The sequence below is a fragment of the Micromonospora sp. CA-248089 genome, from assembly GCF_050948515.1.
Lineage (GTDB): Bacteria > Actinomycetota > Actinomycetes > Mycobacteriales > Micromonosporaceae > Micromonospora.
The window spans coordinates 4,402,576-4,425,863 of record NZ_CP192016.1 but is presented as its reverse complement, the minus strand read 5'-3'; the positions used below and the strand labels follow the sequence as shown (position 1 = coordinate 4,425,863).

16 protein-coding genes are annotated in these 23,288 nt (G+C 71.3%); 9 read left to right on the top strand and 7 right to left on the bottom strand.

Annotated features, from left to right (window positions below):
* Positions 1 to 95: 95 nt before the first annotated feature.
* The 3 genes from ACQP26_RS20635 (at position 96) to ACQP26_RS20625 (ending at position 3,676) form a co-directional block, all read left to right on the top strand.
* A complete protein-coding gene (locus ACQP26_RS20635) occupies positions 96 to 452 on the top strand; it encodes a VOC family protein (protein WP_269705095.1) in 357 nt (118 codons plus the stop codon).
* Positions 453 to 475: 23 nt separating this feature from the next.
* Positions 476 to 1,129 carry a DedA family protein gene (locus ACQP26_RS20630; RefSeq protein WP_269705096.1) on the top strand — a complete coding sequence of 218 codons (654 nt, stop codon included), beginning with the start codon at positions 476 to 478 and terminating at the stop codon, positions 1,127 to 1,129.
* 999 nt (positions 1,130 to 2,128) lie between these two features.
* The gene (locus ACQP26_RS20625) at positions 2,129 to 3,676 is read left to right on the top strand and encodes an IS110 family transposase (RefSeq protein WP_433493753.1); all 1,548 of its coding nucleotides are present in this window, start codon (positions 2,129 to 2,131) and stop codon (positions 3,674 to 3,676) included.
* Between the two features lie 4 nt (positions 3,677 to 3,680).
* Here the strand turns inward: ACQP26_RS20625 and ACQP26_RS20620 are convergent, their stop codons facing one another.
* Both ACQP26_RS20620 and ACQP26_RS20615 read right to left on the bottom strand, forming a co-directional pair.
* Positions 3,681 to 4,517 carry a hypothetical protein gene (locus ACQP26_RS20620; RefSeq protein WP_433493752.1) on the bottom strand — a complete coding sequence of 279 codons (837 nt, stop codon included), beginning with the start codon at positions 4,515 to 4,517 and terminating at the stop codon, positions 3,681 to 3,683.
* Positions 4,518 to 4,558: 41 nt separating this feature from the next.
* Positions 4,559 to 4,750, bottom strand: coding sequence for a hypothetical protein (locus tag ACQP26_RS20615; protein WP_269705098.1), 192 nt, complete (start codon positions 4,748 to 4,750; stop codon positions 4,559 to 4,561).
* Between ACQP26_RS20615 and ACQP26_RS20610 the strand changes: the two genes are divergently transcribed.
* Both ACQP26_RS20610 and ACQP26_RS20605 read left to right on the top strand, forming a co-directional pair.
* Complete coding sequence (locus ACQP26_RS20610; protein WP_433493751.1) at positions 4,749 to 5,510, top strand: hypothetical protein; 762 nt, start codon at positions 4,749 to 4,751, stop codon at positions 5,508 to 5,510. The two genes, ACQP26_RS20615 and ACQP26_RS20610, sit on opposite strands and share 2 nt — an antisense overlap.
* Positions 5,511 to 5,551: 41 nt before the next feature.
* Positions 5,552 to 5,941, top strand: coding sequence for a hypothetical protein (locus tag ACQP26_RS20605; protein WP_030274248.1), 390 nt, complete (start codon positions 5,552 to 5,554; stop codon positions 5,939 to 5,941).
* 52 nt (positions 5,942 to 5,993) lie between these two features.
* On the opposite strand, the gene ACQP26_RS20600 is transcribed toward ACQP26_RS20605, so the two are convergent.
* Complete coding sequence (locus ACQP26_RS20600) at positions 5,994 to 7,505, bottom strand: APC family permease (protein WP_269705101.1); 1,512 nt, start codon at positions 7,503 to 7,505, stop codon at positions 5,994 to 5,996.
* Positions 7,506 to 7,703: 198 nt separating this feature from the next.
* Between ACQP26_RS20600 and ACQP26_RS20595 the strand changes: the two genes are divergently transcribed.
* Positions 7,704 to 8,357, top strand: coding sequence for a GOLPH3/VPS74 family protein (locus ACQP26_RS20595; RefSeq protein ID WP_421498485.1), 654 nt, complete (start codon positions 7,704 to 7,706; stop codon positions 8,355 to 8,357).
* 39 nt (positions 8,358 to 8,396) lie between these two features.
* Here the strand turns inward: ACQP26_RS20595 and ACQP26_RS20590 are convergent, their stop codons facing one another.
* On the bottom strand, positions 8,397 to 8,996 hold the full coding sequence (locus tag ACQP26_RS20590; RefSeq protein ID WP_433493750.1) for a GNAT family N-acetyltransferase: 600 nt from the start codon (positions 8,994 to 8,996) through the stop codon (positions 8,397 to 8,399).
* A gap of 197 nt (positions 8,997 to 9,193) precedes the next feature.
* Between ACQP26_RS20590 and ACQP26_RS20585 the strand changes: the two genes are divergently transcribed.
* On the top strand, positions 9,194 to 9,838 hold the full coding sequence (locus tag ACQP26_RS20585; RefSeq protein ID WP_433493749.1) for a cellulose binding domain-containing protein: 645 nt from the start codon (positions 9,194 to 9,196) through the stop codon (positions 9,836 to 9,838).
* 142 nt (positions 9,839 to 9,980) lie between these two features.
* On the top strand, positions 9,981 to 15,479 hold the full coding sequence (gene pulA, locus ACQP26_RS20580; protein ID WP_433493748.1) for a pullulanase-type alpha-1,6-glucosidase: 5,499 nt from the start codon (positions 9,981 to 9,983) through the stop codon (positions 15,477 to 15,479).
* Between the two features lie 71 nt (positions 15,480 to 15,550).
* On the opposite strand, the gene ACQP26_RS20575 is transcribed toward pulA, so the two are convergent.
* The 3 genes from ACQP26_RS20575 to ACQP26_RS20565 form a co-directional block, all read right to left on the bottom strand.
* A complete protein-coding gene (locus ACQP26_RS20575; RefSeq protein WP_433493747.1) occupies positions 15,551 to 17,437 on the bottom strand; it encodes a hypothetical protein in 1,887 nt (628 codons plus the stop codon).
* A 284-nt stretch (positions 17,438 to 17,721) separates the two neighbouring features.
* On the bottom strand, positions 17,722 to 19,455 hold the full coding sequence (locus ACQP26_RS20570; protein WP_433493746.1) for a hypothetical protein: 1,734 nt from the start codon (positions 19,453 to 19,455) through the stop codon (positions 17,722 to 17,724).
* A gap of 265 nt (positions 19,456 to 19,720) precedes the next feature.
* Positions 19,721 to 21,196 carry an aminopeptidase P family protein gene (locus ACQP26_RS20565; protein WP_433493745.1) on the bottom strand — a complete coding sequence of 492 codons (1,476 nt, stop codon included), beginning with the start codon at positions 21,194 to 21,196 and terminating at the stop codon, positions 19,721 to 19,723.
* A 112-nt stretch (positions 21,197 to 21,308) separates the two neighbouring features.
* Between ACQP26_RS20565 and asnB the strand changes: the two genes are divergently transcribed.
* Positions 21,309 to 23,270, top strand: a complete 1,962-nt coding sequence (gene asnB, locus ACQP26_RS20560) for an asparagine synthase (glutamine-hydrolyzing) (RefSeq protein WP_433493744.1) — start codon at positions 21,309 to 21,311, stop codon at positions 23,268 to 23,270.
* The last annotated feature ends 18 nt before the right edge of the window (positions 23,271 to 23,288 follow it).

Sequence of the window (23,288 nt, the reverse complement as noted above, 5' to 3'; positions counted from 1 at the left end):
GGCAACACTTACCTGCGTCGGTCTTAACAAAACCGTACGTCCGTCTTGCTATCCACGCAACCTCGTGCCACGCTGCGGGACGAGGAGGTGCCACCATGATCCATCACGTCCTGCTCGCCTGCCCCCGCGGCTCCGAGGACGCGTCCCGCTCCTTCTACGCCGGCCTGCTCGGCCTCACCGAGAAGCCCAAACCCCCGGCCCTCGCCGCCCGCGGTGGTTGCTGGTTCACCGGGTACGACGCCGAACTGCACCTGGGCGTCGAGGACGACTTCCGTCCGGCCCGCAAGGCGCACCCCGCGCTGGTGCGGCCCGACCTGGACGAGCTGGCCGCCCGCCTCGACGCCGCCGGACACGCCGTGACCTGGGGCGACGACGAGATTCCCGGCATGCGGCGGTTCCACACGTACGACCCGCACGGCAACCGGCTGGAGTTCTTGGCCCCCGCCGGGTGACCGGGCGCGGGTAGGGTCGGCGGGTGGTCGACGTACAGCACTGGCTCGCCGCGCTCCCACCGGGCCTGATCTGCCTGCTCGTGGGCGCGGTCATCGGCGTGGAGAGCATGGGCATCCCGCTGCCCGGCGAGATCGTGCTGGTCAGCGCCGCCCTGCTCGCCGCCACCGGTGCGGTCGGGCCCGAGTGGGTGGCCGCCGCCGCGGCGACCGGCGCCATCGTCGGCGACTCCATCGGGTACGCCGTGGGCCGCCGTGGTGGCCGTCCCCTACTGGAACGGCTCGGCCGGCGCTTCCCGAAACACCTCGGCCCGGCACACCTGGCCCGCGCCGAGTTGAGCTTCGCCCGGCACGGCGTCTGGGCGGTGTTCTTCGGGCGGTTCGTCGCGCTGCTGCGCATCCTCGCGGGCCCGCTAGCCGGAGCACTGCGTGTGCCGTACCGCCGGTTCCTGGTCGCGAACGCCGCGGGCGGGCTGGTCTGGGCGTTCGGCACCACCTACCTGTTGTTCTACGTCGGGCAGGCCGCCGAGCATTGGCTCAAGGACATCTCCTGGGCCGGATTGGTGCTGGCCGTGCTGGCCGGCGTGGCAAGCACCGCGTGGCTGCGCCGCCGCGCCAAGCGCCTGCCCCAGGCCGAAGCCCCCGACCAGCCCACCCCGGTCCCCGCCACCGACCGCTGACGCCGGACACCCAACCGCCCGCCCGAAGGCGGACGACCAGTCCAGCGCTCCCAGGGCATCACCGGCCAGGGCGCAGCGCGCTCTCCTCACGCCGTCCCGCCCGCGCGCCGACTCGCCCTCCCGCCACTCCACCCTCGCGCCGGCCCGCCCTCGCGCTGGCCCGCCCCCGTCCCGGCCCGCCCTCGCGCCGTCCCGCCCCCTTGCGGTGATCAAGGAGTTTGTGTCCTGTGAGGGCTCCCGCAGTGACACAAACTCCTTGATCACCGACGCGGATTGAGGGCGGGTGAGTGGGGCGGGGCGGATGGGGGAGGGCCGGGTCGGCAGGGTGGGGCGTGGCCGGCCGGAGCCGGCCGGGCAGGCGGGGTGGTTCGGGCAGGCAGGGCAGTTCGGGCCGGCTGGGCGATGGGCGGGCGACCGGCGGCGGGGCAGGGGACAGGGCGCGGTGGACCGGCTGGGCCAGGTGGCCGGGTGGCCGGGGTGCACGGGTGCGCGCGATGCCGCGCCCTGTCCTGCCCCGTCGATCATGAAGTTGGCGGTGGTTGGAGCCCGATTTGTCGCCGCCAACTTCATGATCGACGCGGTGGGGGTGGTGGGGTTGGGGCTGTGGTGCTTCTGGGGCGCCCCTGCTCGCGGTCACCCCTTGGGGTGGTGGAGATCTTGGTTGGAAACGGCCCCTATGAGGGCCGTTTCCAACCAAGATCTTTGTGCGTTCCGCTCTGCGGGACGGCGATCCTGGGAAGTGGGCGGTGGGCGGGGGCGGCCGGGGTCATGTAAGGAACTCCGGTGCTTGATCAGCGCGGGGGTCCTGGGATTGCATGAGCATCCCGGTTGGTCCGGTGGGTGGCGTCGAGTTGGGGTCTGAGGGAGAGCCTCGTACCGCTGATTGCCACCGCTGGTCTGGCCACGGATGCCCCGGATGAGGGAAGTGGGTCGGCCCTGTTGAGGTCGGGCCCGGTTGCAGCACATGAGTGGGAGCCGTCGTCGGATTGCTCTGCCTCCTTGGGACCGTGGCTGTTGTGCGGTGTTCCCGCGCGGATCGCCGGAGTAGGTGGTTGGTCGGTGCGCGGGAGGCGGCAAGTGCAGCGCAGGTTGGTCGGTATCGATCTGGGGATCGCGTCGGCGCACACGGTGCGGGTGCGTGACGAGGCCGGGCAGGAGGTGTGCAGGCGGCGGTGCGAGCCGACGCTGCAGAGTCTGACCGCGATTGAGACGGCGGCGCTGGCAGGCGCCGAGGCCGGGACTCGGTTGGAGGTGGTGATGGAGCCGACCGGGCCAGCGTGGTTGCCGATCGCGGTGTTCTTTACCGCCCGCGGGCATCTGGTGTTCCGGGTGTCGAGTGCGAAGGCCGCGGATCTGCGTCGATTCCTGTCGCGGCATGCGAAGTCCAACGGCATCGACGCGGACACCCTGGCCCGGCTGCCGTTGATCGATCCGGACGGGTTGCGGCCCCTGGAACTGCCGGATGCGGCCGCGGCGGCACTGGACCGGCGGGTGCGGGCGTGTGATCGGCTGACGATGGCCGCGTCCGAGCACAAGGTGCGGATCAAGGACCTGGTCCGGCAGGTGAGGCCGTGCACGCCGCTGACCGGTGATCTGGGCAAGGCCGATCTGGCGGTGCTGGAACGCTACGCCGACCCGCGTGCGCTGCTACGGCTCGGGCGGGCCCGGCTGACCGCGCTGATTGTCAAAGCGTCGAACAACCACCAGGGTCAGGCGCGGGCCGAGTTGTGGCTGGTCGCCGCCCGGGCCGCGGTCGACCTCTACGGTGAGCATCCGGCGGTCGCGTTCAGCGACCTGGCCGCGGAGATCGCGACCGAGGTGCGGCTGCTACGCGCCATCGACGCCGAACTGGCCTCGCACGCGGCCGAGCGGGAATCCTGTTACCGGTGGGTGGACCCGATGCAGCTGGCCCGCAGCCTGCCCGGCCTGGCCGAGGTCGGCGGACCGGCAATGACCGCGGTGATCGGTGACGCCGCCCGGTTCCCGACGGCGGCGCACTTCAAGTCCTACCTCGGACTCGCGCCGCGGGCGTCGGAGACCGGTGACACCAACCGCAAGGGCCAGCCGATGTCCAAGGCCGGCTCCCGGCTCGCCAGGGCCACCCTGATCCGGGCCGCGGACTGGGCCCGCAAGCAGGATCCCCAGCTCGCGCGGGTCTACCACCAGCAGATGGTCGAACGCGGCGCCGAGCACCTCAAGGCCAGCTGCGTCGTCGCGGCCCGGCTCGCCGAACGGCTCTGGGCCGTGATGCGCCGCCGCATGCCTTACGTGATCTGCGACCTCGACGGCACCCCGGTCACCCCACAGCAGGCGAAACAGCTCATCACCGAACAGTGGACCGTCCCCGCCAGCGTCCGCGCCCGCCGGCGCAGCACCAAAACCACCGACACGAAGGCGGGGAAGGCCCCTCAACGAGTCCTCGCGGGACATGTCAGGTCAGACGCGCAAAGCGCCGACAAACGAGGCGACCTTCCCCGCCAACGATCGTCCAACCAGCCGACCTACAAGGTCAAGCCGGCCACCACCTTGACAGCCGATCCCCGATAGGGAATCAGGGGGCGGTGAGCAGGGCGATCAAGGTGTCGCGGGCGGTGCGGACTGCGGCCCGGGACTCCTCGGTGTGGTCGAGCGCGTCGAATCCGTGCTGCCCGTTCGGCACGTCCACCACGCACAGCGGGATGCCGCGCCGCCGCGCGACCACAGTGAACGCCTCGACGGTGGGAGCGACCTCGGGCCGTTCCCGCCCCGCCCGGGTCAGCACGAGCGTCGGCCGCGCCGCGCCCTCCGCATGCGCGGCGTCGACGTCGACGCTTTCGGAAGATGCCGCCTCCGGGCGCGGGGCGTCGACGACGGGAGAGTCGGGAGAGGCGGTGCCGGACGGAGCGGCGGGCTGGTCCAGCGCGTCGACCGGGCGGAAGCGCGGGTCCACCGGCGGCCACCCGGGCAGCGGCGCCAGCAGCGGATAGGTGGCGGCCACGCCGCGCAGCCAGGCGGGCGGGTCACGGAGCCAGTCGCCGAGCAGCAGGCCGGCGCCGGAGAAGAACCAGAGGCCGAGCCGGTCCGGGTCGACGCGCGGGTCGGCGCGGAGCAGTTCGGCGGCGGCGGCCACCCGGGCGGCGACCGTGTACAGGTCGTCCGGGCTCGCCACGGTGAGCCGGGGGATCGCGGTCAGCACACCCGCCTCGGCGAGCAGCGCGCCGTAGCCGCGGTAGAGCGGCCAGTCACGTGCGTCGGGCGCGTCGGGCGGCCCCGGTACGCCGTGCACGACCACGACGGCGGGATGCCGGTCGTCGCCGGTGGGCACGTGCAGGTCGACGTCGCCGTGCCGCTCCACGGCGGCAGGTGGGGGATCGAGGACGAACGGGCTCTCCCAGAAAACGGTTCCCATCATGACAATGGTAGGAGAATCCGCCGTCCGCGACCGTCCCGTCAGGACGGCGGCGAGGCCTTGGCGTGCCGTTCGCGCAGCCGGTCCCGGATCTCCTCCGGCGTGTACGCCCGGCGCCGCCGCTCGGCCCGGGCCACCACCACTCCGGTCGCCGCGACGCCGGCGAGACCCGCGAGACCGAGTACCTTCCACCACCGCATCCGTTGCCGCATCCGCATAGGGTAGTCCTCCATGAGCATCAGCCTGGACGAGGCCGTGGAGCTGACCCGCACCGGCGATCTGTGGGTGTTCCGCGGACGCAGCGTGCCCGACCGGGCCATCCAGCTCACCACGAACAGCCCGGTGAACCACGTCGGCATGGCCGTGGTGCTCGACGACATGCCGCCGCTGATGTGGCACGCCGAGCTGGGCCGTTCGCTGCCGGACATGTGGACCGGCACCCACCAGCGCGGCGTGCAGCTGCACGACCTGCGGGACGCGGTCTGCGTCTGGGCCAACCGGTACGGCCAGCGGGGCTGGCTGCGCCAGCTCGAACCGCCGGCCGACACGGCGATGGAGGAGGCGGTGCTGCGTACCGTGGCGCGTCTGGACGGGACGCCGTTCCCGTCCACCGCGCAGCTCGCCTGGCGGTGGGCCCGGGGCCGGTTGCCGCACCCGCGCCGCCTGAGCCTCGGCGACCTGCGGGGCAGGGCCGGCGACCGGAACCAGACGGGCATCCTGAGCAAGATCATCGACAGGGGCGATACCGGCGACCGAGCCGAGACCGGCGACACCAGCGAGATCGGCGACACCAGCAGGGAGAACGCGGCAGGACTGGAGACGGCGTACTGCGCCGAGGTGGTCGCGGTGACCTACGAGGCGATGGGTCTGCTGCCCGCCGGGCGGCGGCCCAACTGGTACGACCCGGGCCGGTTCTGGAGCGGCGACGACCTGGCGCTGCGCGGCGGCGCGCACCTCGGCGCCGAGATCGAGGTGCGGATCCCGCCGCGCTGAGAAAGGTTTGCCGCGAGGGCGCGCCGGTAATGAGGAGCGTCGTGACGGCTTCCACCGACCTCGACACGCTCACCGACTTCTTCGACCGGTACGGCGTGGCGCTGACCACCGCCGACGTGCCGGCCATCGCCGGCTGCTACGCCCTGCCCGGGCTGGTGGTCGCCGACACCTACAGCTTCTCGTTCACCTCGCCGGCGGCGGTGGCGCTCAGCTTCGTCGGCGCCGCCCCGGACTACCAGGAGCGGGAACTCGTCGCGGCGAACGCGCAGATCGAGGACGTGCAGCAGATCTCGGCGCTGCTCACCGAGGTGGCGGTGCGCTGGGAGTTCCTGGACAGCCAGGGCGGCGCGGTGCCCGGCGAGCGCTACCGCTACCTGCTGCGCACCACCGAGGACGGCCCGGTGATCTGCACCGTCATCCGTACCGCCTGATCGTGGTGGTGCGGCGGCCGGCCACGCGGGCCGGCCGCCGCACCGACGGGCGTCAGCGGTGGTGGGCGCCGGCCCAGCGGTCGGCCTCGGGGGCCGGGTGCAGGCCGGGCTCGTGCAGGCCCTCCTCGGTGACCTGGCCGATCCGGCGGTAGGTCTCCGGCCGGCTGGTACGCAGGATCACGCCCCAGATCAGGCCGAGCACCCCCGCCGCCACCGGGATCGCCGGCAGCAGCCACTTCAGGTAACTCGCCGTGTCGGGGGCGAGCAGCGCGTCGAAGTTGAACAGCAGCACCAGCAGCACGGCGGTGAGCAGGACCGTGCCGAGCCCCGGCGCGATCGCCCGCTGCCACGCGCTCTCCGGGCCGGGACGGCCCCGGAAGAAGCCCACCACGGAGGCCGAGGTGAGCGTCATCAGCAGCACGACGCCGACCGCCGCCGCGCCGGACAGCCAGGTGAACAGGTCGATGACCGGGTCACGGCCGGTCATCGCGAACGCCAGGAACACCACCACGGCGAGGATGCTCTGCATCACCGAGCCCGCGACCGGGGCGCCGCTGCGGCTGGAGGTGGCGCCGAGGAAGCGCGGCAGGACCCGCTCCCGGCCCAGCGCGAACAGGTAACGCGCCACGCCGTTGTGGAACGACAGCAGGGCGGCCAGCACGCTGGTGATGAACAGGACGTTGGCGATGTCGGCGACGACGGCGCCGGTGTACTGGTCGAGCGCGCCGAAGATGATGCCCGGACCCGCCTCGGCGCTGGCCGCCGGGGCGTTCTCCGGCCCGGTGAGCACGGTGAGCGCCCAGGCCGAGAAGGCGTAGAACAGGCCGGTGAACGCGACCGCGATGTAGGTGGCGCGAGCCACGGTGCGCCGCGGGTCCTTGACCTCTTCGCTGTAGATCGCGCCGCTCTCGAAGCCGGTGAAGGAGGCGATGGTGAACGCGAGCACCGCGCCGAAGCCGGCGCCGAACAGGTGGCCGGGGCTGATGCCGGCGGTGGTGACGGTGCCGCCGTCGGGGTTGGCGAAGGCCACCAGGTCGAAGATCAGCACGGCCACGCACTCGAGGATGAGCAGGACGGCGAGGACCGTGGCGTTGAGGTCGATGCGCAGGACGCCGAGCGCGCCGATGAACACCCAGGCCAGCAGCGCCCAGACCCACCAGTCGAGGCTGATGCCGGTCTTGGCGTCCATGAAGTCGCCGAGGATCGCGCCGAGCAGGCCGTACAGACCGATCTGGATCGCGTTGTACGCCGCGAGCGCGACAGCCGAGCCGGCCACCCCGCCGGCCCGGCCGAGGCCGTTGGCGATGTACGCGTAGAAGGCGCCCGCGTTGGCGACGTACCGGCTCATCGCGGCGTAGCCGGTGGCGAAGACGGCGAGCACGGCGGCGAGGAGCACGTATCCGAGCGCGGCGCCGATGTTGCCGCTGACCGCGTACATGGTGGTGACACCACCGCCGAGAACGGTCAGCGGGGCGGACGCGGCGACGGTGAAGAAGACGAGGTGAGCGGTGCCGAGACGACCGCGGCGCAGCCCACCGTCGGAGAAGAACGGATCGGAGGACAAGGCTTCTCCAGGGGAGGGAGTGAGGGGATTGAGGTGTCTACTTCGGAACAACCTGAAGCAGGGTATTGGTGATCACGTATCGTGACAACCCCGCTTCGATATCGATTGGGGTGCGCGTGATCGCCCGGAATTGAGCTGTGCGTGGTCATGCCGTACCGTCCCGTGTCGACGATCACGGCCACCGTTCGAGGATGGACCATGACCTACCCCGGGGCACAGGCCACTTACCGGCTTGCGGATGCGCTGTTCCTTATCGGACACGACGAGTTCACCGGCAAGCCACACGTCGCCGTCGACCGGCTGGAGTGCGGGCTGGCCGGCGCCGCGCTCGCCGAGCTGATGTTCGAGGGCCGGATCGCCCTCGACGGAGGGGGGATCGCCGCTGTCGACCCGCGGCTGTGGCAGGAGCCGCTCACCGACCTGCTGATCACCGAGATCCTGCGCCGCGAGGGCGCGCATCCGGCCCGGCTGTGGATCCGTTACCTGCGGACCCAGCTCAACATCAACGAGCGGGTGGGCACCCGGCTGGTCACCGCCGGCGTCCTGCGCCGGGAGCAGGGCAAGCTGATCGGCCGGATGGTGCGCTGGCCGGCCATAGACCCGAACCAGGCGGCGTCACCGCGGGTGCGGCTGACCGCGATGCTGATGCACTCGTCCCCGGCCGAGCTGGACCCGGGCACGCTGCTGCTGGCGACGCTCGCCGAGGCGGTCGGCCTGGCCGCGCACATCTTCGACCCGCAGGTGGCCACGCGGATGCGCGACTGCCGCCGGTTCCTGCCGGCTCAGCTCGAGGGGCTGCTCGCCGCCGTCGTGGGCGCGCTCGACGTCACCACCACGACGGTACGGCGCTGACGTCCCGCCCCGGGCCGAGCCGGGGCGGGACGGCACCGGTCAGGCCGGGTCGCGCCACATCGGCTGGAGGCTGGGGCCTTCCGGCAGGTCCAGCGTGACCGGGCGGCGCCGGAATCCGAGCCGCTCGTAGAGCGCGGCGTTGCGCGGCGAGCTGGCTTCCAGGTACGCCGCGGTGCCGGCCTGATCCAGCTCGGCCAGCTTGTTACGCAGCAGCGCCGACCCGACGCCCTTGCCGTGATGGTCCGGGTGCACCCCGATGAAGGGCAGGTACCAGTGCGGCTCTCCGGGGTGCTGGGCGCTCATCATCTCGTCGAGCGTGCCGAACCGCTTCATGGCCTCCGCGCCGATGGCGGTCTCCATCCCGTCGAACTCGTCGCCGTCCTCGGCGTCGTGGCCCTCGCCGGTGGGCAGCCAGAGCGTGACGCCCAGCCCGTCACCGGCGATGTACACCTCACCGGTGCGCAGCGCCAGCGCGACGAACGGTGCGAAGAAGGCGCGGTGGACCCGCGCGCGATGGTCGTCGTCGGGGAAGACCCAGCCGCTCACCGGATCCCGCATGAAAGCCTCGGCGAGAATCACCGTCACGACGGCGGCGTCCGTCGCGGACGCCCGCCGGATACTGTCCTGCCACTCAGTCACTGGCTATCCGTCCTACCGGCTCGACGAGCCATTGTGGTCATTGATCGGCGTGCAAGGTATCAGGTGCGAGGCACCGTGCGGCAGGGCTCGGGCGGGACGCTCGCCGCCACCCGGTCCGGGTGGCTACGCTGGCCCGGACCCCCGACAGGAGGACCATGTCCCGCACGCGCCGCCCCGGTCCGCAGCCCGGAGCCGCCATGACCTCGTCTCCCTGGATCCTTGTCGCCGCCGGCGTGGTCGTGATGGTGGTCCTGCTGGTGGTGGCGCTCGGCTCGGTGCGGGGCCGCAGTACGTTCCCGGCAGCCGGTCCGGCCGATCCGGTGATGTCGCTGCCGCAGGTCCCGCCGACGCCCACGGCGGCCGGTGCCGCCGGTCCGTCGTCGGTGTCCGCCACCGCCCCGGTGGTGCCGGGTCTGTCGCCCCGGTCCACGGTGCTGCCCGCCCGGCCGACGCCGGCCGCGTCGACTCCTAGCCCTCGGGGTGTGGCCCGGCCGGTGCTGCCCCCGCCGTCTCCGTCCGCGCCGCCGTCCGCGGTGACCGGCCGGTACAGCGTGGCGAGTGCGTTCGACGGCGGCTTCATCGGTGAGGTGCTGCTGGTCAACACCGCGCGTACGGCGCACGGCTGGACGGTGCGTGCGGTGTTCCCCGGTGGCCGGCTGGTCACCGCCTGGGTCGAGGGCGCCGAGCAGGGCGTGTTCCGCTTCGACGACGGCGTGTTCACCTACCGCAGCGGGTTCGACCTGGCCCCCGGGCAGTCCCTGCCGGTGCGGTTCCACATCGAGCGGGCCGGCACCCGCCCGGTGAGCTGCACCGTCGACGGCACACCCTGCGCCGGACGCTAGGTCGCACGGCCCGGTAGGGGGCTGGCGTCGGTGCTCCTCTTGCAAGGTGGCTGCTTTGTTGCGGCAGTGTTTGCAAGGTATTGCAGAATGTTTCGGCAAGGGCTAGCGTGCGGGCGAATCAGCGACCAGAGAAAGGCCGTCGATGAAACCGCCGCCGATATCCCCCAAGGCGCTGCTCGCCCTGGTCACCTCCCTCGTACTCACTCTCGTCGGCGTGCCGGTGGCCCTCCACCAGCTCGGCGCCGACGCCACCGGCCCGGCCGCCGCCACCCCCGACGTGCTGGCCGCCGGCAACGCTCCGCAGTGGAACCGCGAGCCGTCCCCCGACGCGCTGCTCAAGGCCGCCACCAGCACCAGGAAGGCGGAGCAGTTCTACTTCGTCCTGCCGGACCGCTTCGCCAACGGCGACAAGCGCAACGACACCGGCGGCCTGACCGGCGGCCGGCTCACCACCGGCCACGACCCGGCCGACAAGGGCTTCTACCACGGCGGCGACCTCAAGGGCCTGATCGACCGGATGGACTACATCCAGGGGCTCGGCACCACCGCCATCTGGCTCGCCCCGATCTTCAAGAACCGGCCCGTGCAGGGCACCGGCGCCGACGTCTCGGCCGGCTACCACGGCTACTGGATCACCGACTTCACCCAGGTCGACCCGCACTTCGGCACCAACGCGGAGCTGAAGAAGCTGGTCGACCTCGCCCACCGCCGGGGCATCAAGGTCTACCTCGACATCATCGTCAACCACACCGCCGACGTCATCCGGTACGCCGAGGACAAGTACGGCTACGTGGACAAGAAGACCACGCCCTACCGCGACGCGCAGGGGCGCCCCTTCGAGGACCGCAACTACGCCGACGGCACCCGGAAGTTCCCGGCCGTGAACTCGACGTCGTTCCCGTACACCCCGGTGTTCGCCACCCCGGCCGACGCGAAGGTCAAGGTCCCGGCGTGGCTGAACGACCCGACCATGTACCACAACCGCGGTGACTCCACCTTCGCCGGGGAGAACAGCGAGTACGGCGACTTCTTCGGCCTCGACGACCTGTGGACCGAGCGTCCCGAGGTGGTGCGCGGCATGACCGACATCTACGCCGAGTGGATCGGCAAGGCCGGTGTGGACGGGTTCCGCCTCGACACCGTCAAGCACACGAACCTCGACTTCTGGCCGCAGTTCGCCCGGGGCGTCGAGGCCGCCGCGGCCAAGGCCGGCAAGAAGGACTTCTTCATGTTCGGCGAGGTCTACAGCGCCGAGCAGGAGATCCAGTCCACCTACGTGCGGCAGGGCGGACTGCCCGCCACGCTGGACTTTTCGTTTCAGGAGGCGGCACGCGGGTACGCCGCCGCCGACGGCTCGGCCAAGGCGCTCGCCGACGTCTACGCCAAGGACGACCTGTACTCCGCGCGCGACACCAACGCCAACCGGCTCACCACGTTCCTGGGCAACCACGACATGGGCCGGATCGGCTCGTTCGTCGCCGCCGCCGGTGGTGACGACGCCGCCCAGCTGAACCGCAGCAGGCTCGCCCACCAGCTCATGTTCCTCACCCGTGGCCAGCCGGTCGTCTACTCCGGCGACGAGCAGGGCTTCACCGGACCGGGCGGCGACAAGGACGCCCGGCAGGACATGTTCGCCTCGCGGACCGCCGACTACCTCGACGACGACCTGATCGGCACCACCCGCACCCACGCCGTCGACCAGTACGACACCCGTCACCCGCTCTACCGGACCATCGCCGAGCTGGGCAAGCTGCGGTCGGCACACCCGGCGCTGCGCGACGGTGTGCAGGTGACCCGGTACGCGGCCGACGGGCCCGGCGTCTTCGCGTTCTCCCGCGTCCTGCCGTCCGACCGGATCGAGTACGTGGCCGCGGTGAACAACGCCGCGACCCCGCAGACTGTCAGCGTGGACACCTGGTCGGCCGGCGCCCGCTTCACCGGCGTGTACGGCGACGCCGCGGGCGCGACCGCCGGCGCGGACGGCAAGCTGAGCATCACCGTACCGGCGATGTCGGCGCTGGTGCTGAAGGCCGACCGGGCGATCCCGCAGGCCGGGGCACCGAAGATCACGATCACCGAGCCGGGCGACACCCCGGTCCCCGGCAAGGCCGCCGTCACCGCCCAGGTGACCGGCGACCCGCTCGCCACCGTCACGTTCGCCGCCCGGGTCGCGGGCGGCAAGTGGACGCTGCTCGGCACCGCGCAGCGTGCGCCGTACACCGTGCACCACGACCTGACCGGCCTGCCCGGCGGCACCCGCGTGGAGTACAAGGCGGTGGTCCGCGACGGCAAGGGCCGCACCGCCACCGCCCGCGCCACCGGCACCGTCGGCACCCCCGACCAGGGCGAATCGCGGGACTGGGCGATCGTGCACTACCAGCGCCCGGCCGGCGGGTACGACGACTGGCGGCTCTACGCCTGGGGCGACATCGACCCGGCGTACGTGACGCAGTGGCCCGCCGGGCAGCCGTTCGCCGGTGAGGACTCGTACGGCCGGTTCGCCTGGGTCAAGCTCAAGCCCGGCGCGAAGTCGGTCGGCTTCCTCGTGATCGACGGCGACGGCAACAAGGACGTCGCGAACGACCGCACCATCGACGTGACTGCGACCGGCGAGGTCTGGGTCAAGCAGGGCGACCCGGCGGTCTACCCGACGCGGCAGGCCGCCACCGGCGAGCCCGACCCGCCCGTCGCGCAGGACACGGCGCTGATCCACTGGCGCAAGGCCGACGGCAACTACGACGGCTGGGGCCTGCACCTGTGGGACGGCGCGGCCACCCCGACCGACTGGGCCGCGCCGCTCAAGCCGGAGAAGATCGACGCGTACGGCGCGGTGTTCCGGGTGCCCCTGGCCGCGGGTGCGACCGGGCTGAGCTACATCATCCACCGAGGCGACGAGAAGGATCAGCCCGATGACCAGCGGCTCGACTTCGCCTCCGCGGGGCGTGAGGTGTGGCTCCTGGCCGGCGTGAAGGGACGGCTGCTGCCGACCACCACGTCCGGCGCCGCCAAGGACCTCGACATCACCAAGCAGAAGGCGCACTGGATCGACAGGTCCACTGTGGCCTGGCCCACCGGGCCGACCGACGGGCGGCGGTACGCGCTCGCCGTCGCTCCGGCCGGTGGGATCGGCCTCGCCGACGGTGAGCTGACCGGCACGTACACCACCATCGGGCTGCGGGCGCAGCGCAACGGGCTGACCGAGGCGCAACGGCAGGCGTACCCCCATCTCTGGGCCTCGCGCGCCTTCACGCTGGACCGCGCCGACCTGGCCAAGGTGCCGGCGGCGCTGCGCGGCCAGCTCGTGGTGACCGAGCGGGACGCCGAGGGCGCGCTGCTCGCCGCCACCGGCGTGCAGATTCCCGGTGTGCTCGACGACGTCTACGCGGCGGCGACCGGCGCGAAGCTCGGCCCGACGTTCGCCGGGCGGGTGCCCACCCTGGCGGTGTGGGCGCCGACCGCGCGGACCGTCTCGCTGGAGCTGTTCGACTCACCCACGGCCCAGCCGACCACTGTGGCGATGCGCCGCGACGACCGCACCGGCGTCTGGTCGGTACGCGGCACGAAGGCGTGGAACGGCCGCTACTACCGCTACCGGGTGCAGGCGTGGCAGCCGGCCACGCAGAAGATGGTCACCGCGTCGGTGACCGACCCCTACTCGGTGGCGCTCGCGGCGAACTCCACGCACAGCCAGATCGTCGACCTGACCGATCCGGCGCTCGCGCCGGCCGGCTGGGCGAACCTGCGCAAGCCGGCCGCCCCGCCGGCGTCGAAGATCCAGATCTCCGAGCTGTCGGTGCGGGACTTCTCCATCGCCGACACCACAGTTCCGGCCGACCGGCGAGGGACGTATCTGGCGTTCACCGACCCGAACACGGCGGGCATGAAGCACCTGCGGGCGCTCGGCGACGCCGGGGTCAACCACCTGCACCTGCTGCCGGCCTTCGACTTCGCCACCATCCCGGAGAAGCGGGCCGACCAGGCCCGGCCGAACTGTGACCTGGCCGCGCTGCCGCCGGACTCCGACGAGCAGCAGAAGTGCGTCGCGGCGGTCGCCGGCACCGACGGCTACAACTGGGGGTACGACCCGCTGCACTACACGGTGCCCGAGGGCGGGTACGCCGTCGACCCGAACGGCGCCAAGCGCACCACCGAGTTCCGGCAGATGGTCGCCGGGGTGAACAAGGCCGGCCTGCGGGTGGTGATGGACGTGGTCTACAACCACACCTCGGCCGCCGGCGCCGACCCGAAGTCGGTGCTCGACCAGGTGGTGCCGGGCTACTACCACCGGCTCCTGGAGGACGGGACCGTCGCCAACTCCACCTGCTGTGCCAACACCGCCCCGGAGCACGCCATGATGGGCAAGCTCGTGGTGGACTCGCTGGTCACCTGGGCCAAGGCGTACAAGGTGGACGGTTTCCGGTTCGACCTGATGGGCCACCACCCGAAGGCGAACATCCTGGCCGTACGGGCCGCGCTGGACAAGCTCACGCTCGCCCGCGACGGCGTGGACGGCCGCAAGATCCTGCTCTACGGCGAGGGCTGGAACTTCGGCGAGGTCGCCGACGACGCCCGCTTCACGCAGGCCACCCAGGCCAACATGGCCGGTACCGGCGTCGGCACGTTCAACGACCGGCTCCGCGACGCGGTGCGCGGCGGCGGCCCGTTCGACGCCAACCCGCGGGCGCAGGGCTTCGCCTCCGGCCTGTACACCGACCCCAACGGCGACGACGTGAACGGTTCGGCGGCGGACCAGCGGGCCCGGCTGCTGCACCAGCACGACCTGATCAAGGTGGGGCTGACCGGCAACCTGCGCGGCTACCGGTTCACCGACTCCACCGGCAAGCGGGTCACCGGCGCCCAGGTCGACTACAACGGCGCGCCGGCCGGATACACGGCCGCGCCGGGCGAGGCGGTCACCTACGTCGACGCGCACGACAACGAGATCCTGTACGACGCGCTGGCGTACAAGCTGCCGCAGGGCACCTCGGCGCAGGACCGGGCCCGGATGCAGGTGCTCGCGCTGGCGACCACGGCGCTCGGGCAGGGCGCCGGGTTCGTCACCACCGGCTCGGAGCGGCTGCGCTCGAAGTCGCTGGACCGCAACTCGTACAACTCGGGGGACTGGTTCAACCAGATCCGCTGGGACTGCGCCCAGGGCAACGGGTTCGGTGCCGGCCTGCCACCGGAGGCCGACAACCGCGACAAGTGGTCGTACGCGAAGCCGCTGCTGGCCGACCCGTTGCTGGTGCCGGACTGCGCGGCGATCGAGTTGGCGAACGCCCGGTACGCGGAGCTGCTGCGCGTGCGCCGGTCCTCGCCGGTGTTCGGGCTCGACACCGCCGAGCAGGTGCAGAAGCGGGTGGCGTTCCCGCTTTCCGGGACGACTGAGACGCCGGGCGTGCTCACCATGACCCTCGACGCCCGCGGGCTGGACGGGACGTGGAAGTCGGTGACCGTCGTCTTCAACGCCACGCCGGAGACGGCGAAGCAGACGGTCACCGGGCTGCGCGGGGCGAACGTGGCGCTGCACCCGGTGCTGCGGAACTCGGCCGACCCGGCGCTGCGTACCGCGTCGTTCGACCGGGCCGCCGGCACGTTCACCGTACCCGCGCGCAGCGTGGCGGTGTTCGTCCAGAGCTGACCGCACGGCCGACCGGCCCCCTGCCACGTCACGTGGCAGGGGGCCGGTCGCGTTACCTGTCGACCGTCAGGTCAGTTGAAGCAGTCCTCGACGGTGTTGGCGCAGTTGGTCGGGTCGTTGTTGCTGATGAGGGACTTGTCGTCGAGCTTGACGCGTCCTTCGTTGTTGAGGACGCCGCCGGCGACCCGGTGGAGCTTGCTGGAGTCGGTGGCGGTGTTCTTGGTGACGTTGGTCTTGGTCAGGGTGATCTTCGCCTTGTTGTTGAAGATGCCGCCGCCGTTGAGGGCGGTGTTGCCCTTGATGTCGGTGTCGCGGATGGTGAGGGTGGCGTTGTCGTCCTTGTCGTGCTCGCGGGTGAGGAAGCCGTCCTCGATCTTGATGAGCCACTCACCGTTGAAGATGCCACCACCGAAGCGGTTGGCGGTGTTGTCGACGATCTTGCTGTCGGCGATCGTGGCGCTGGCGTGCTCCTTGTTCTCCGGGTAGCCCCAGTGCTTGCCACCGGTGACCACCACACCGCCGCCGTCGCCGTCGGCGTGGTTCTTGGCGACGTGGACCTTCTCCAGGAGCAGGTCGGTGTTCTCGGCGTACACGCCGCCGCCGTTCTCGCAGGCGGTGTTGCCCGTGATCGCGGTGAAGGAGACCGTGACGGTGCCGCCGCTGCTGAACAGACCGCCACCGTTCTTGCCGGCGCGGTTGTCCGACAGGCTGGACTTGACGCCGTCCTTGCCGTGGTCGGAACCGAAGATCTCGACGATCCCGGCCGCGTGGTGCTTGCCCTTCGGGTCGTAGCCCTTCGGCGCGGCGGAGGCCGCCGGGCCGTGCCCACCGGACAGGCCGCTGCCGTTGGCGATGCCGCCGCCGTTGCCGCCTGCGGTGTTGTCGTCGACGTGGGTTTCCTCGACCTTGAGGATGCCCTCGTTGAAGATGCCGCCGCCGTCGCCCTGGGCGTGGTTGCCGACGACCTTGCTCTCCTTGAGCCAGGTGCGGCCGTAGTTGGCCACGGCGCCGCCGTCGCCCTCGGCGTTGTTGTCGACGAGCTTGACGTTGTCCAGGTAGGCGCTGCCGCCACGCTCGACGAGCAGCGCGCCGCCGTCACCCTCGACCCGCTTGTCGTCGTCCTTGCCGCCGTTCATGCCGTCGGCAACGGGCGTGACAGTGGCGGCGGTGGTCGCCGCGGCCGGGGCCGCAACAGCCGGGGCGGCGGCCGGAGCCGCGACCGCCGGAGCGGCCGGAGCGGCAGCCGGGGCGGCGGCCGGCGGCTGGCCGCCGCCGGGAGCCCCGCCACCCGGGTACTTGAACTCGTTGGCGTTGCCGCCCTTGACGGTGAGGTCCTTGAGGGTGAGGTCGCCGCCGTCGACGACGCGGAAGATGCGGAAGGTGTCTTCGGCGTCGCGTTTGATGGTGGAGCCGTTGCCCTTGATGGTGACGTCCTGCTTGATCTCGGGCAGGGCGGAGCCGAACTTGCGGTCCTTGACGCCGAGTTCGTAGGTGCAGTTCTCGGCGAGCTTCAGGGTGCCGCCGTGGTCGCGGTTGGCCAGTTCGAGGGCGTCGACCAGGGCGTCGTCGTCGCAGGCGACGTCGCGGGTCTTGCCGTGGTCGTCCTTGCCGTCCTTGCCCTTGTCCGGGCCCCACTCGCCGCGGTCACGGCCTTCCTGGCCACGGTCCTTGCCGTCCTTGCCGTTCCAGTCCTTGTCGTGCCCGTCCTTGTCGTAGCCGTCCCGGCCGTACTCGCCCTTGTCGCCGTGGTCATCGGCGCTGAGCTGCTGCGTGGTCGACCACTTGACGTCGGCGAGGCGGTGCGGGCCGGTGGCCCCGGTGGTCGCGTAGGCCACGCCGGCGAGGCTGACCGCTCCGGTCAGGCCCACGACGCCGGTGGCGAGCCACATCCGGCGACGCCGGAGCGGGGAGATGGTCTTGCTGGTGGCGTCATTGTTATTGCGAAGGTAGTTGGACATCGGAGCTCTCTGCCCTCTCCTTGTACCTGACAAGGTCGCTTCGCCTCGGCGAGGCGGCCTTCGCTACAAATCGGTTGTAGCTGCTGAAGATGACCGTATGAGAACCTTCTTCGCCTCGCGGCCATACACGAAAAAAACCCGCATAAGGGTGCGGGTGGGATGGGCGGACGCAGTGCGGTCCGGACGCCCCGGCGGGGGACACGGCGGTCGGCCGGGCCGCTCTGGGGTGGGAGCCCTCCTCGCACGACGGCGAGAAGGGCTCCCCGGTTATGTGGTGGTGCGGTTCAGTTGAAGCAGTCCTCGACGGTGTTGGCGCAGTTGGTCGGGTCGTTGTTGCTGATGAGGGACTTGTCGTCGAGCTTGACGCGTCCTTCGTTGTTGAGGACGCCGCCGGCGACCCGGTGGAGCTTGCTGGAGTCGGTGGCGGTGTTCTTGGTGACGTGGGTCTTGGTCAGGGTGATCTTCGCCTTGTTGTTGAAGATGCCGCCGCCGTTGAGGGCGGTGTTGCCCTTGATGTCGGTGTCGCGGATGGTGAGGGTGGCGTTGTCGTCCTTGTCGTGCTCGCGGGTGAGGAAGCCGTCCTCGATCTTGATGAGCCACTCACCGTTGAAGATGCCACCACCGAAGCGGCCGGCCGTGTTGTCCACGACGGCGCTGTCGGCGATCGTGGCGCTCCCCTCGAGGCCGTCCTTCTCGGCGCCGTTCCCGGCCCAGTCCCGCCCGCCGGTCGTCACCACGCCGCCGCCGTCGCCGTCGGCGTGGTTGCCCGCCACGTGGACCTTCTCCAGCAGCAGGTCGGTGTTCTCGGCGTAGACGCCGCCACCGTTCTCGCAGGCGACGTTGCCACCGATCGCGGTGAACGAGACGGTGACCCAGCCGCCGCTGCTGAACAGACCACCACCGTTGCGACCCGCCCGGTTGTGGCTCAGCGTGCTCAGCGAGGCGTCCTTGCCCTCGTACGCCCCGATGATCTCGACGGTGCCCGCGTGGTGCTTGCCGTGCTCACCCTTGTCGGCCTTCGCGGCCGAGGCCAGGTCGACCGGCCCGTCGTGGTGCTCACCGCTGCCGTTGGCGATGCCGCCGCCGTTGCCGCCTGCGGTGTTGTCGTCGACGTGGGTCTCCTCGACCTTGAGGATGCCCTCGTTGAAGATGCCGCCGCCGTCGCCCTGGGCGTGGTTGCCGACGACCTTGCTCTCCTTGAGCCAGGTGCGGCCGTAGTTGGCCACGGCGCCGCCGTCGCCCTCGGCGTTGTTGTCGACGAGCTTGACGTTGTCCAGGTGGGCGCTGCCGCCACGCTCGACCAGGAGCGCGCCGCCGTCACCCTCGACCCGCTTGGCATCCAGCTCGGCCAGGTCGGCGGCCTCCGGCACGGACGGCCCGGGGTACTTGAACTCGTTGGCGTTGCCGCCGGAGACGGTGAGGTCCTTGAGGGTGAGGTCGCCGCCGTCGACGACGCGGAAGATGCGGAAGGTGTCTTCGGCGTCGCGCTTGATGGTGGAGCCGTTGCCCTTGATGGTGACGTCCTGCTTGATCTCGGGCAGGGCGGAGCCGAACTTGCGGTCCTTGACGCCGAGTTCGTAGGTGCAGTTCTCGGCGAGCTTCAGGGTGCCGCCGTGGTCGCGGTTGGCCAGTTCGAGGGCGTCGACCAGGGCGTCGTCGTCGCAGGCGACGTCGCGGGTCTTGCCGTGGTCGTCCTTGCCGTCCTTGCCCCACTCGCTGCGGTCACGGCCTTCCTCACCACGGTCCTTGCCGTACCCGTCCTCGGCCTTCTCGCCGCCCTTCCCGCGCTCGCCGCGGGAGTCGTCGCCGGCGCTCTGCAGCGCGGCGGCGTGGTTGTCCGCCACCGGTTCGGTGCCGGGATTGTCGTCGCGGGCGGCGAGACCGCCGAGCGCCGCCAGCCCGACGACGCCGGTCAGCCCGGCCACGCCGGTGGCGACCCAGAGCGCCCGCCGCCTGCTCGTCCGCGGCGGGGGCGCCATCGGAGCGCCGCCGTCGGGTGTCGTTACGTCGTTCGACATGAGAGCCCTTTCGGTTCTTCCCAAACGGGTCGCACCGCCCCAGGCCGGGCGACCAGCTACAAACCGGTTGTAGCCTCTGATCAGCACCGTATGAGAAGGTTCCTCGCGAGGAAGACGTATCCGAAAAAAGCCCGCATTCCTCCCACGAACGGCGGGCGGTGACCAACCACGTCAGGGGGACCGGAACGGCCCAGACAGCGACGGGCCCCACCACCCGCCGTCGAGGCGCGGAGGTGGGGCCCGCCGGAGAAAGCGGCCGCAGGGATCAGCCGGGCAGGCGGGGTCCCGCCTCGCGTTGCTCGGCCAGCCAGGTCTCCACCTCGGCGGAGGCGCGCGGCAGCCCGGCCGACAGGTTCACCGGGCCGTCGGCGGTCACCAGGATGTCGTCCTCGATCCGCACGCCGATGCCCCGCAGCTCCTCCGGGACCAGCTCGTCCTCCGGCTGGAAGTAGAGCCCCGGCTCGACGGTGAGCACGTACCCCTCGCCGAGCGGCCCCTCGCGGTAGGTCTCCTTGCGCGCGTTGGCGCAGTCGTGCACGTCGATGCCGAGCATGTGGCTGGTGCCGTGCAGCGTCCACCGGCGGTAGACCGTGGAGGCCGGGTCCATCGCCTCGTCCACGCTCACCGGCAGCAGCCCGAGATCCTTCAGCGCCTCGGCCAGCACCCGCATCGAGGCCAGGTGCACGTCCCGGAACGCCACGCCGGGCCGGCACATCTCGATGCCGGCCTGCTGCGCGGCGTACACCGCGTCGTAGACCTGACGCTGCAACGGCGTGAACCGGCCGTCGACCGGCAGCACCCGGGTCACGTCGGCGGTGTAGAGGTTGCGGTTCTCCACGCCCATGTCCATCAGCAGCAGGTCACCCGGGCGGGTGGCGCCGTGGTTGTGCACCCAGTGCAGGATCGTGGCGTGCTCGCCGGCCCCGACGATCGAGCCGTACCCGACATCGTTGCCGTCGTGGCGCGCGCGCAGCGCGAAGACGCCCTCCAGCAGCCGCTCGGAGACCCCGCGGTCGGCCGGCAGCGCCCGCGCCACGTCCTCGAAGCCGCGCACCGTGGCGTCGCACGCCTCCTGGAGCTGCGCGATCTCCCACTCGTCCTTGACCAGCTTCAGCTCGGCGATCGTGATCGCCAGCTCCCGGTCGCGGCCGGGCTGCCCCTCGGCACGCGCGCCGTCGTAGGGACGCACCGCCGCGTCCACCCGGGCGTCGAAACCGCGAAGCACCCGGGTACGCCCCGGCGCCAGCTCGGCCAGCGCCGCGTCCAGCTCGCTCAGATCGGCCGTCGGCAGGCCCAGCTCGGTGGACTTCTCCCGCAGCGTCGGCCGGCGGCCCACCCACAGCTCACCGTGGCGGCTGCGGAAGAACTCGTCCGTCGCCCGGGACGAGCGGGGCCGCATGAACAGCGTGGACTCGCCACCCGGCCGCAGCACGAGGACGCTGTCCGGCTCCAGGTCGCCGGTCAGGTACGCGAAGTCGCTGCCCGGCCGGAACCGGTGGTCGGTGTCGTTGGCGCGTACCTTCTCGTTGCCCGTGGGGATGACCAGCGTCTCGCCCGGGAAGGCCTCGGCCAGCGCGGCCCGCCGCTTGGCGTGGTTGGGCACCTCCGGGCGCGGGGTGACCGGCAGTTCGGTGTCCCGCCAGCCCTGCCGCATGAACGACAGGAACGCCTCCGGGAAGTCCGGGTCGTGCGACTCGGTGCCGTCCGCCGCCTTGCCCTGCCGGTTTCGCTCCTCAGCCATCATTCGCCCTCCCTGAGCCCCGTCGCTGGTCCCGACGGTACCGCGCGCACGTCAGCGGGAGGTGCCTGCGGTGCCGCGACGACGGCTTCCGGCGCGTGGAAAGATGGCGGCCATGTGCGGACTCCTGGCCTTCTTCAGCGCGCGCGGCGACGCCGCCGCCCACCGCGACCACATCGCCGGCGCACTGGAGTGCCTGCACCACCGTGGCCCGGACGAGACCGGGGTCGAGGTGGTCGGCGACGCCTCCGGCCGGTACGCGGACGGCGTGTTCGCGCACAAGCGCCTGGCGATCATCGACGTGGCGCTGAGCCACGAGCCCCTGCCCTACGCGGGCGGGCGCTACCTGCTCACCTTCAACGGCGAGATCTACAACTACATCGAGCTGCGTGAGGAGCTGATCCGCGACTACGGCGCCCAGTTCGCCACCAACGGCGACGGCGAGGTGATCGTCGCCGGCTACCACTACTGGGGTGAGCAGGTGCTCACCAAGCTGCGCGGCATGTTCGCGTTCGTGATCTGGGACCGGCAGGAGCGGCGGGCCTTCGGCGCGCGGGACTACTTCGGCATCAAGCCGCTGCACTACCTCGAGACGCAGGACGGCCTCTACCTCGCCTCGGAGAAGAAGGCGCTGCTGCCGTTCGCGCACTCGGCGTACCAGGGCGACGCGGGCATCGACACCGCCAACCTGAGCCACTACCTGACGCTGCAGTACGTTCCCGAGCCGGGCACGCTGCACAAGGGGATCAGCCGGATCGGCTCGGGGGAGTACCTGACCTGGACCCCGGGCGGCCGGATCGAGGTGCGCCGCTGGTACCGGCCGGTGTTCCGCCCGGCCCCGGTCTCCGACGAGCAGCGGTTCTACCACGACATCCGGGAGACGCTGCGCGAGAGCGTCCGGATGCACATGCGCTCGGACGTGCCGGTCGGCTCGTTCCTGTCCAGCGGCATCGACTCCACCGCGGTGGTGGCGCTGGCCCGCGAGTTCAACCCGAACATCCTCACCTTCACCGTCGGCTACGACGTGCCCGGCTACTCCGAGATCGACGTGGCCCAGGACTCGGCCCGGCACCTCGACGTGACCACCATCCCGACCAAGATCGGGCCGCAGGACATGATCGACGCGCTGCCGAAGATCGTCTGGCACCTGGACGACCCGGTCGCCGACCCGGCGCTGGTGCCCCTGTACTTCGTGGCGAAGAAGGCCGCCGAGCACGTCACCGTGGTGCTCTCCGGCGAGGGCGCGGACGAGTTCTTCGGTGGCTACACGATCTACCGGGAGCCGCTGTCGCTCAACGCGGTTAACAGCCTGCCCGACGGCGTGCAGAAGGGCCTGCGCGCGGTGTCCAAGGCCATCCCGCAGGGGGTCAAGGGCAAGAGCTTCCTGGAGCGCGGCACCACCCCGATCGAGGAGCGCTACTACGGCAACGCGCGGATGTTCACCGAGGAGGAGAAGCAGCACCTGCTGCGCCGCTACGACCCCTCGGTGCGCTACACCGACGTGACCGCGCCGATCTACGCCGAGTGCACCGAGCTGGACGACGTCACCAAGATGCAGTACGTCGACCTCTACACCTGGCTGCGCGGCGACATCCTGGTCAAGGCCGACCGGATCTCGATGGCGCACTCGCTGGAGGTGCGGGTGCCGTTCCTGGACCGGGAGGTGTTCAACGTCGCCGCCGGCATCCCGGTCGACCTGAAGCTGCCGCCGCGCTCCGAGGCCACCAAGTACGCGATGCGCCAGGCGCTGCAGGGCGTCGTGCCGCCGGCCATCGTCAACCGCAAGAAGCTGGGCTTCCCGACCCCGACCCGGGTCTGGCTGCGCGGCGAGATGTACGAGTGGGCGCGGCACGTGCTGTCCACCTCGGGCGCCGGCGACCTGATCGACCTGTCGTACGCGATGCGCCTGCTGGAGGAGCACAAGCGGGAGGAGGCCGACCACTCCCGCAAGGTGTGGACCGTGCTGATCTTCTGCATCTGGCACGCCATCTTCGTGGCCAAGACGCTCGACCCGGGCATCCAGCGCAACCAGTCCGCGCTGCTCACCAAGCCGGTCGTCGGCAGCATGGTGCGCTGACCCGAGCGTGACGAGGAA

What these genes read in the sequence shown, in the direction of transcription:
- ACQP26_RS20635 (WP_269705095.1), top strand. Translation starts at nt 96, where the DNA reads ATGATCCATCACGTCCTGCTCGCCTGCCCCCGCGGCTCCGAGGACGCG.
- ACQP26_RS20620 (WP_433493752.1), bottom strand. Translation starts at nt 4,517, where the DNA reads ATGGGAACCGTTTTCTGGGAGAGCCCGTTCGTCCTCGATCCCCCACCT.
- ACQP26_RS20610 (WP_433493751.1), top strand. Translation starts at nt 4,749, where the DNA reads ATGAGCATCAGCCTGGACGAGGCCGTGGAGCTGACCCGCACCGGCGAT.
- ACQP26_RS20615 (WP_269705098.1), bottom strand. Translation starts at nt 4,750, where the DNA reads ATGGAGGACTACCCTATGCGGATGCGGCAACGGATGCGGTGGTGGAAG.
- ACQP26_RS20595 (WP_421498485.1), top strand. Translation starts at nt 7,704, where the DNA reads ATGACCTACCCCGGGGCACAGGCCACTTACCGGCTTGCGGATGCGCTG.
- ACQP26_RS20585 (WP_433493749.1), top strand. Translation starts at nt 9,194, where the DNA reads ATGACCTCGTCTCCCTGGATCCTTGTCGCCGCCGGCGTGGTCGTGATG.
- pulA (WP_433493748.1), top strand. Translation starts at nt 9,981, where the DNA reads ATGAAACCGCCGCCGATATCCCCCAAGGCGCTGCTCGCCCTGGTCACC.
- ACQP26_RS20575 (WP_433493747.1), bottom strand. Translation starts at nt 17,437, where the DNA reads ATGTCCAACTACCTTCGCAATAACAATGACGCCACCAGCAAGACCATC.
- ACQP26_RS20570 (WP_433493746.1), bottom strand. Translation starts at nt 19,455, where the DNA reads ATGTCGAACGACGTAACGACACCCGACGGCGGCGCTCCGATGGCGCCC.
- ACQP26_RS20565 (WP_433493745.1), bottom strand. Translation starts at nt 21,196, where the DNA reads ATGGCTGAGGAGCGAAACCGGCAGGGCAAGGCGGCGGACGGCACCGAG.
- asnB (WP_433493744.1), top strand. Translation starts at nt 21,309, where the DNA reads ATGTGCGGACTCCTGGCCTTCTTCAGCGCGCGCGGCGACGCCGCCGCC.